The sequence below is a fragment of the Pirellulales bacterium genome, from assembly GCA_036490175.1.
Classification (GTDB): Bacteria; Planctomycetota; Planctomycetia; order Pirellulales; family JACPPG01; genus JACPPG01.
Genome location: DASXEJ010000283.1, coordinates 47,048 through 55,795, shown reverse-complemented (window position 1 = coordinate 55,795; position 8,748 = coordinate 47,048). Strand labels below are relative to the sequence as shown.

Here is an 8,748-nt window from a genome sequence, read left to right as displayed (position 1 = left end):
GTAGTTCTATTTTCGAGACGGTTTTCTCGCCGTCTCGGTATTTGCAGACCAGTGTGCCATCTACATACAGTGCGTTGCGATCGTAGAAGTTGTTCGATAGAAAGCGGTACTCGCCCGCCAAGTCGACCTTGAGCACGCCTTCGGCCATCACGTTGCGCCACCGATTGTATTTCCATTTGGTCAAAGTGGGGGTCGTCGAGACCTCTCCGACCGGAGCCCCCAGTTCCTCCCGCGGTATAAAGGCGCCCCCTTTGGCGTCTTGCTTCGGTTGTTGCGGATACTCCGAGATCAGCAGGCCATGATGCACCAACACGCCGTCCACGATCTCGGGCACGTCGACCATTGGGGCAGCGCTCGCCGGCGGAGAAGGGGGCTCGACCACGGGCGCAGGACGCATGATCCTCGGCGGTGGAGAACTCGTTATCACCGGTTCATGTCGGTCGCCTTTCGGCAACCATATCGCCAGGATAGCAACCACCGCGCCGACCCCTGCGAGGAGCCACCATATTCGTCGTCTTGGCGGGCCACCAGGTTTCTCTCCCATCTGTTGTTGTGCCGCACGCATTCGCGCTTGCAAGGCGTCGCGCTGACTGCGGAGCTGCTGCAAGGTGGCGTTCACCTTGGACAATCGCAGTTGGATTTCTTCCGATTGCCTTTCCTGCTCGGCTAATTGGCTTGCGAACTCTGCGGCCGTTCGTTCGCAACGGTCCTGATCCTCTTGTGCGGCGATAGCCGCTTCGGGAGTCGTGCATTTTTCGGCGCGTGCCGCGGCAGCCTTGGCAGCTTCGCGATGACTGGCCTCTTGGGCCGCGAATTCGGCGGCCACGCTCGCGGCAGCGCGGGCAAGATCGGCCAATTCGTCGCGCCGTTTCTCATATTGCAAGACGGCCCCATCAACCTGATGCTCTGTATCGGCCAGCTTCTGGGCCACTTGCGGCGCGTGAGAGTACAAAAGGTTCCAGAAGCGGTCTCGCCAGGCGCGAACGGGGGCGATGCGCGACGTATCGATCGGCTCCGCCGGAGCCGTCAGGTGGGGTGCGACGATGACCCTCGATTTCGCGTCATTGCGGGGAGGTGCCACCGGGGGCGTGCCAGCGCGAAAAGCATGTATCTCTTCCAGCACGTCCGCGGCCGTCGCGTAACGTTGCGCCGGATCCTTGGCCAGCAGCCGCATGACGATCGACACAATGCGCTTCGGCACCTCGGGGGCCAGGTCTGCAAGCGACTTGGGCGCGTCGAAGGCGTGCTGAAAGATCAGTCCGCTCGCCGATTCAGAGACAAACGGCAGTTGGCCGCAGAGCAGTTGATAAATCAACGCGCCGAGTGAGTACAAATCCGAACGACCGTCGACCGGCTGGCCCCGCGCCTGCTCGGGTGAAAGGTACCCGACCGTGCCCATGATTACACCGGTCGCCGTGTGACCATCGGCGTGGTCGATGGCCTTGACCAGCCCGAAGTCGGCTAGCAGCGCCCGATTATGCTCGCTATCGATCAACACATTTCCCGGCTTGATGTCGCGATGAATTAGCCCCCGCGCGTGAGCCGCCGCCAACCCGGCCAAGCATTGCTCGAAGATCGGCAGGGCCTCGTCAAGCGGCAAGCGACCTTGCCGGTGCAAGCGCTCGGCCAGCGACTCGCCTTCGACAAACTGCATGGCGAAAAAGTGCCGGCCGGCATCGTCGGCAAAGGCATAGACTTGGACGATGTTGGGATGAGTGAATTTGGCGATCGCCATTGCTTCGCTGCGAAAGCGTGCCACGAAGGCCGGATGTCGCGCCAGCTCCGGCGGCAAAACTTTGATGGCCACGACGCGATCGAGCGCGGCATCATGGGCCTTGTAAACATCCCCCATCCCCCCGCCGCCAATCCGCTTCAAAAGCTGATAGGCACCCAATCGACCGGCCGGATCGACGGCCGTGGCCGGCTGCGCGGCCGCGAAATCCTCAACGAGCGGCGAACGCGCCTCGGGCAGCGGAGTGTGCGCCACAATCATTGCCGGCGTGTCAGAACCTAGGGCATGCGTGGCGTGACTCGCATCCGTCGCCTCGGCCAGCATCGTCGAGAACTGCTCGCAATTCTCCAGCCGGGCATCCACATCGTGACCAAGAGCGCTATCAATGAGCGGCCGTAGCACGGCGGGCACCAGTCCTCGCGTTTTCGGGCTGCGCAAGTAAGCACCGCTCGATTGACCCGTCACCATAAAACAGAGCAGGACGCCGAGTTGATATACATCGATTCTGCGCGGATCCATGTCCACGCCGGCGGTCGCCAAAATCGCTCGCGCGGGCTCCAATTCCGTCGGCATGTCCCACGGAAGGCCCGTTGGCAACTCGGGCGGACAATTGTCGGACTCGGCGGCGCCGCCCAAAACGACCTTCTCGGGCGGATTCGAGAGCAGCGGTCGCCGGTCGCTGCCGAGCGAGATCGTGCCCGCGGCAATGGCTCTGTGCAACCGACCCTCGCGGTGCAGGGCGATGACCTGAGCCAATAGTGCCGGAAACCAGGAAATTACCTGCGGCGAAGGCAAAGGGGACAGTTCGGCCAACGACCGTCCGGCAGGCACATTCAAGCTCTGTTCGGTCACAGCCAGCTCCCCCTCCTTCGTAAGGCGCGAGCGCCCTTGCCTACACCTACTCGGTTCGGCTGCTGCGAGTCTCGCACGACAAAACTCGTCCAACGGCTCATCACGCTACTCCCCTAGGATCTCACCGTGATGGAAAAGGCAAGCGCTGGTGGCGCACCTTTTGGGATTGCTCGTCGTTCATTGAATGTAATGATGCCCGTCGGCCGGTAACCCTGTTGCAGTTATTCCGCGGATTGTCTGGCGCTATTCCGCCTCGAACGAGGAAATCCGAGAGAGGGTCAGGTTGATTTGGGCCGTTTTGCGCTGCCGCAGGGACGTTACATTGGCACCTTCGTACGTTCGACGGACGGCGTCTTCTAAGCCGCCGTGCTCGGTCAGATATTCGCCCAGGGCATGCCACTCGGCGGCAAATTCATCCTGATCGGCGTTGGCCGCATAGCGCTCGACGTGCTGGCGCACCAAGTCTTGCAAGATCGTCGTAAGCCGTTTGCGGGCTGCCTTGAAATAGTTCTCGGCGGACGTGATCTTGAGGTCCAGCAGTTCTGCGACCTCACCCATGGCCATCTGTTCGCACAGCCGGCCGTGCAGGACGCGAAAATAGTCTCCTTTTCCCGCCTGGTGGTATTCGCTGAGCAGGCTTTCGACCGCCTGTTCGATCAGGTCCTCGACCCAGGCGGCATAGAATCTGTCGACTTGCTCGACCGGTGCGTCCAGCCCGACAAGCTCGCCTCCCTGGTCCAAGTGCTCGCGCATCAGCCGAGCACGTCCCTGGTCGACGCGGGCACGGTTCGACATGACGTTGCGCGTCACGGTGCAAATCAGCGTGCGGAGCTTTGCGGAACGATTAACGATCCAACGTGCCAACAGTTTGTTGGAAATCAACGCCTCGAAGGTTTGCGAGGCGATGTCTTCGACGTCTGCCACCCCAAGCGAGCTTCGGTAGGCCGCAAAACGGCAGACCGGTCCCCAATAATCGTCGAGAAACTGCCGCCAATCGGCATTATCGCCGGTAGAAACAATCCGTTGAATGAGAGTCGGCCGAGTCTCGGGAAAAGCCATGACCATCCGGTATCGGAAGAAAGCGACGGCGAAAGAGACTGCCAAAAAAAGAGTCGCGCCGGCTGGAGATGCTACCTCCACATTCTGGGGCGGCCCTGTGCGCGGGTCAAGCGTTTCGCCGTGTCAGAGTGCCCCTGCCACCCATGGCGGCAAACCTCGTAGATTCCGCAGGCCGTCTCTGTTGGCGCAATGTACAATTTCGTTAGGGACCAACCCAATACGAAGCCGGCCCGCCGACGGTTTACTACGCTGGATAAGAAAATTCATTGGTTCGGCTGCCGGATTGGCTGCGCCGTTACATGAACAAGTCAGAAATGTAATTTGGGCAGCGCGGGCGGCCTGCCGGTCGAGAAACCAAGGAGCAACACATGGGACTGTTCAAACGCGTGAGCGACATCCTCTCAGCCAATTTGAATGATATGGTCGAGAAGTACGAAGATCCCGAGAAGATGCTGAAGCAAGCCGTGCGCGAGATGGAGACCTCGATCGAGACCTCCCGGCGCGATGTCGCCAAGGCGTTGGCCAGCGACAAGATCGTGGCCAAGGAACTGGCCGATAACGAACACAAGGCCAGTCAATGGCAGCAGCGAGCCGAGTCGGCCGTCGAGGCTGGCGATGAAAAGCTAGCCCGCCAGGCCCTGGGCCGCAAGCAAGAATACGAAAAGTTGGCGGCTGCCCTGCGCGATCAACACTCGGCGGCCGTCGAATCGAGTGCCACGTTGCGCCGCCAACTCGAAGGAATGCAGGCGAAGTTGGCCGACGCCAAACGCCAATTGGGTACGCTTTCCGCCCGCAAGAAAGCCGCCGACGTGCGCGCCAAACTGAGCCTGGGCACCGCCTCGCCCGAACTCAATCACGACGCCTTTGCCAAGTTCGATCGCATGCGCGAGAAGGTCGAGATGGCCGAAGCCGAGGCCGACGCACTACGAGAGCTCGCCAGCGAGTCCGTGCAGGAGGAAATCTCCCTCGAACAAGAGAGCTCCAACCTGGAAATCGACTCTGAGCTGCGCGAGCTGCAGAAGAAATTTAAAAAGTAATGACATGCTTCCGCGCCGGAGGGGCATTGCCGACCGGTGGTTCCGTAGGGAGTTCCATCGGGCGCAGGTAAAATTCACTTACGCCAAAATCTCGGAAATCGGCCGGCCGGCGGCAATCACCAGCGGGCGATTGTTGGTGTCATGCACTTCGGTCTGTGGATCGATGCCCAGCAGGTGGAACATCGTGGCGGCCAGATCGTCGGGCCGTACTCCGTCGCGGTCGGGACGCGCGCCGTTTTTGTCGCTGGCGCCGTAGACGAATCCACGCTTCACTCCGCCACCGGCCAAAAGTACGGTGTAGCAGCCAGGCCAGTGATCGCGGCTGACGTTCTGATTGATCTTGGGGGTGCGGCCAAATTCACCCATCCACACTACTAGCGTTGTATCCAGCAGGCCGCGTCCGTCGAGATCCGTTAGCAATGTTGGCAGCGTTTGATCCGTCAGCGGCAAGTGGTACTTCTCGATGATGGGAAACATCCGCGTGTTGCCGAAGCCGTGCGTGTCCCATCCGCCTGCTTTTGTGCTTTGGCCGCCGATCGAGTTCGAGAAGTAGACGTTCACGAACTTCACGCCCGACTCGACCAGCCGCCGCGCCAGCAGGCAACTCTGACCGTACGTATGGCGGCCGTATTGATCGCGCAGCGTCTCAGGTTCGCTCGACAGATCGAACGCCTGGCGGACACGCGACGAATTGAGCATGGCCAAGGCCCGCTCGTAATAAGAGTCCAGCCCGCGCGCTTCGGCCGAATAATCCAGCAGCCGCGATTGCCGATCGATGAGCCGTTGAATCTGCCGCCGACTTTCCAACCGGTCCGGCGAAAGTCTCGCCGGCAAGCTCAACTCGGGCAGGCGGAACTTGTCGCGGTTCGGATCCTCGGTCACCAGGAGTGGGTCGTGTACCTTGCCCAGAAAGCTGGCGTGCTGGCCGGGTGTAATCTCGCCATCGCGCATCACATAGGGGTACGCCACGAAAGACGGCATCTCGTCCGCACCGGGCAATAGCCGATCGACAACCGATCCGTAGGCCGGAAACAACTCCAGCGAGTCGCGCAGGCGGATATCGTCCGTCGGCGGGGCATGCCCTGTCAGCGCGTAGTATGCAGCCGGATTATGATTTTTCATCGTGTGGTGAACGCTGCGCACCAGCGTCACCTTGTCCATCACCTGGGCGACGCGCGGCAGTTGCTCGCAGATCTCGAGCCCTGGCACCTTGGTCGAGATCCGTTCCAGCGGCCCGCGAATCCCGTCAGGGGCATCAGGCTTCATGTCGAACATATCGAGATGGCTTGGCCCGCCGAACTGGTAAAGGAAGATGACCGACTTGGCGCGGGCAGGCGGTTTCTTGGTCGCAAGCACGCTTGATGCCGCGACGCCCTTGACATCTTCCGCCCGCAGCACGCGGTTCATGTTCAGGCCCAACAGGCCGAGACCGCCGATTTGCAGCAGATGTCGGCGCGAGTGTTGCGCAGCGCGAAAATCGCGGCAGGCAAAACCGGTGGATTCAGCTCGCTCGTTCATCTCGCGTGGTTCGCCATAAGGACTCGCTTTTCTAAGGCTACGGCACGTGTATCACTCGTTCACAAACCACAGATGTCGCTTGCTGTTTGCTCTCACTTCCGCAGTACGAATTCTTTCGCGTTCACTAAACCCCAGGCGATATCTTCGAGCGCCTGGCGATGATCCGTCGCATGCTCGACGTAGTGTACCGTCGTGACCAGTTCCTCGGCCGTTGGGGGGCGCGACAACGCGGTCCAGTAAAGTTCTTCGACTTGCTCGCCGGCTGGTCTCCCGCTGCCCGCCAGCTGGGACACGCGTCCCTCGTCGCGCGCAAACAGGTCGTTGACCAGCGGGCCGCTGATCATCTGAAAGGCTTGGCCCAGCGTTGTGCCGGTCGATCGTTCGCATTCGCAGCTCAAAAGTCGGGGAGGCTTGCCGAACACCGTCAGAAAATGATCGTCCATGCTCGGCGGTTCGTCGCGCGGCCGCACGGCCAGCACGCCGGGGACCTCGCCCGCGCGGACTCCGGCCGGATATCCGTTGAACTTCGGCGGCAAGCCGGCCACCTGGTGTACCGCGTCCAGCAATTGCTCTGCTGACAGCCGACGCACCGCGGCGTGCGAGAAGTTGCGATCGTCATCCACGTTCGATTCGTTGGGCGTGCTGGCCAGCTGATAAACGCGCGAGTTCACGACCGTGCGGATCGAATGTCGCAGGTCGCAACCATGCTCGACAAAGTCGGCGGCCAGCGCTTCGAGCAGCGGAGGGTTCGTCGGCGGATTCGTGTCGCGAAAATCATCGATCGGCTCGACGATGCCCCGGCCCAACAGGTGAAACCAGATGCGGTTAACCTGCGCCCGGGCAAAGAATTTGTTCACCGGTCCTGCGATCCACTCGGCCAGCGATTGCAGCCGATCCTGATCCTCGGTGGCGGGTAACCCGACGGTGTCCCCCAGCACTCGCGGTGTTGCCGGCGCGTCAATGCGTGGGTTCGTGACCTCGCTCACGCGGTCTATCCACACCAGCTGCTCGCCGTCGAACTCGTGCGAGTCGTTCTGGTCCAAGCGCTGATTCGACAGCACCTTATATTGCACACGCGCGAACAGGCTGGCCCAGTCGTAGTAATCGTCCTGCGTCCAATGCTCGAACGGATGATTGTGACATTTCGCACACTGCAAGCGGACACCCAGAAAAACCTGGGCTGCCGCCTCGCCCCGGCTGTGCGGGTCGCGCAGCGCTCGATAAAAATTGGCCGGCGGATTCTGGTAGGTGCTGCCGCGGGCCGCGATCAACTCGCGGGCGAATTGATCCAGCGGCTTACCTTCGGCGATACTCCGCTCGATCCAATGATGGAACGCTTGCACCCCCTTGCGATCGAGCGTCTTTTCCTCGTTGCGCAACAGGTCAGACCACTTCAACGCCCAGGCCCTCGCGAACTCGGGGCGCGCCAGTAGCCGATCGACGAGCTCGGCCCGTTTGCCGGCGCTCGCGTTGGCAACAAACGCGCGGGCTTCGTCCGCGGCGGGGAGCACGTTCAGCAGGTCAAGGTAAACGCGGCGCAGAAACGTGCTATCGTCGCACACGTTCGACGGTGCCATGTGCAGGCGCCGCAGGTTGGCCCACACCAGCGTATCGACAAAGTTAGTCGCCGGCAGCTCGTGAGCGGCGAAGTTGGCTCGTTCCGGCACGAAGGCCAGCGGCACCGCGACTTGTCGTTCGAGATAGCGCACCAGCAAAGTCGTCTCGCCAAAGGCCTGGCGGCTGACCCGCCCGTTGTGATCTACGGTTGCCATGCGCTCGACCGGATCGTACACAGCCAGGCTCGTCACATCGCGCGAGGTGCCGTCGGCAAAGTGTGCCGTTACGCGCACTTGAACTTCGTCGCGCGGTTCGATCAACACCACCTCGGCCGGCGCAACTTCCAGACGCACAAGCGACGGAGCCGTGGTCGCATCGTCGCGGGCCCCTTCGGCCAGCCAGGAGCGCAGCAGCGCATACTCGGGCGAGTCGATGGCGAAACGTCCCCCTCCTTCGTGGGCCACTCGCATAGTGGGCTTGAGCAACAGCAGGCTCTGGTCGGGCTCGAGGCCGTCGATCCGTCGGCCCTCTTGGTCGCGCGTGATCGCGGTCAAATCGAACTGGGGATCCTGCCCGCGCAGCGAGAGCTTGAATCCGCCTTTGCCATTCTGGTTTCCGTGGCAGACCCCTTGATTGCAGCCCGCTTTGGAGAGAACCGCCATCACGTCGCGGCGAAACGAGACATCTTCGGCCGCGACGATGCCGACCTGGCCGTAAAACAGGCCGACGAATAGCGCACATGGCAGGAACAACGCCACTACCGAGATACGCATTCGCTCGACTGTGGATTCGGGTCGTGCCATCGGCAAGGCGAGCCAGTGCATGTGCGGTCGGCAGGGCTGCAAGCAAGGCCTGCATTATACCCGGCTTTTGCCAGGTGCCACGCTTTTGCCGGTGCCGGCAGCCATATCTAGTGCCGTATCGGGTGCCATTTTCACGCGCAGCGTGAGCATCTCCTGGCAGCTTCGTAGCGTTGTATGCCCGCGCATGTCG

5 protein-coding genes are annotated in these 8,748 nt (G+C 61.5%); 1 reads left to right on the top strand and 4 read right to left on the bottom strand.

Annotated elements, in window-relative coordinates; genetic code table 11:
- Together VGG64_21505 and VGG64_21500 are read right to left on the bottom strand one after the other, a co-directional pair.
- On the bottom strand, positions 1 to 2,584 hold a 2,584-nt coding region (locus tag VGG64_21505), incomplete at its 3' end, for a protein kinase (GenBank protein HEY1602193.1).
- 243 nt (positions 2,585 to 2,827) lie between these two features.
- Positions 2,828 to 3,643 (bottom strand): sigma-70 family RNA polymerase sigma factor, encoded by an 816-nt coding sequence (locus VGG64_21500; protein HEY1602192.1) that lies wholly within the window; start codon positions 3,641 to 3,643, stop codon positions 2,828 to 2,830.
- 368 nt (positions 3,644 to 4,011) lie between these two features.
- Between VGG64_21500 and VGG64_21495 the strand changes: the two genes are divergently transcribed.
- Positions 4,012 to 4,680: a PspA/IM30 family protein gene (locus VGG64_21495; protein ID HEY1602191.1), complete on the top strand. Its 669-nt coding sequence runs from the start codon at positions 4,012 to 4,014 to the stop codon at positions 4,678 to 4,680.
- Between the two features lie 78 nt (positions 4,681 to 4,758).
- On the opposite strand, the gene VGG64_21490 is transcribed toward VGG64_21495, so the two are convergent.
- Both VGG64_21490 and VGG64_21485 read right to left on the bottom strand, forming a co-directional pair.
- Positions 4,759 to 6,198, bottom strand: a complete 1,440-nt coding sequence (locus tag VGG64_21490; GenBank protein HEY1602190.1) for a DUF1501 domain-containing protein — start codon at positions 6,196 to 6,198, stop codon at positions 4,759 to 4,761.
- Between the two features lie 92 nt (positions 6,199 to 6,290).
- Positions 6,291 to 8,558, bottom strand: coding sequence for a DUF1549 and DUF1553 domain-containing protein (locus VGG64_21485; protein ID HEY1602189.1), 2,268 nt, complete (start codon positions 8,556 to 8,558; stop codon positions 6,291 to 6,293).
- Between the last annotated feature and the right edge of the window lie 190 nt (positions 8,559 to 8,748).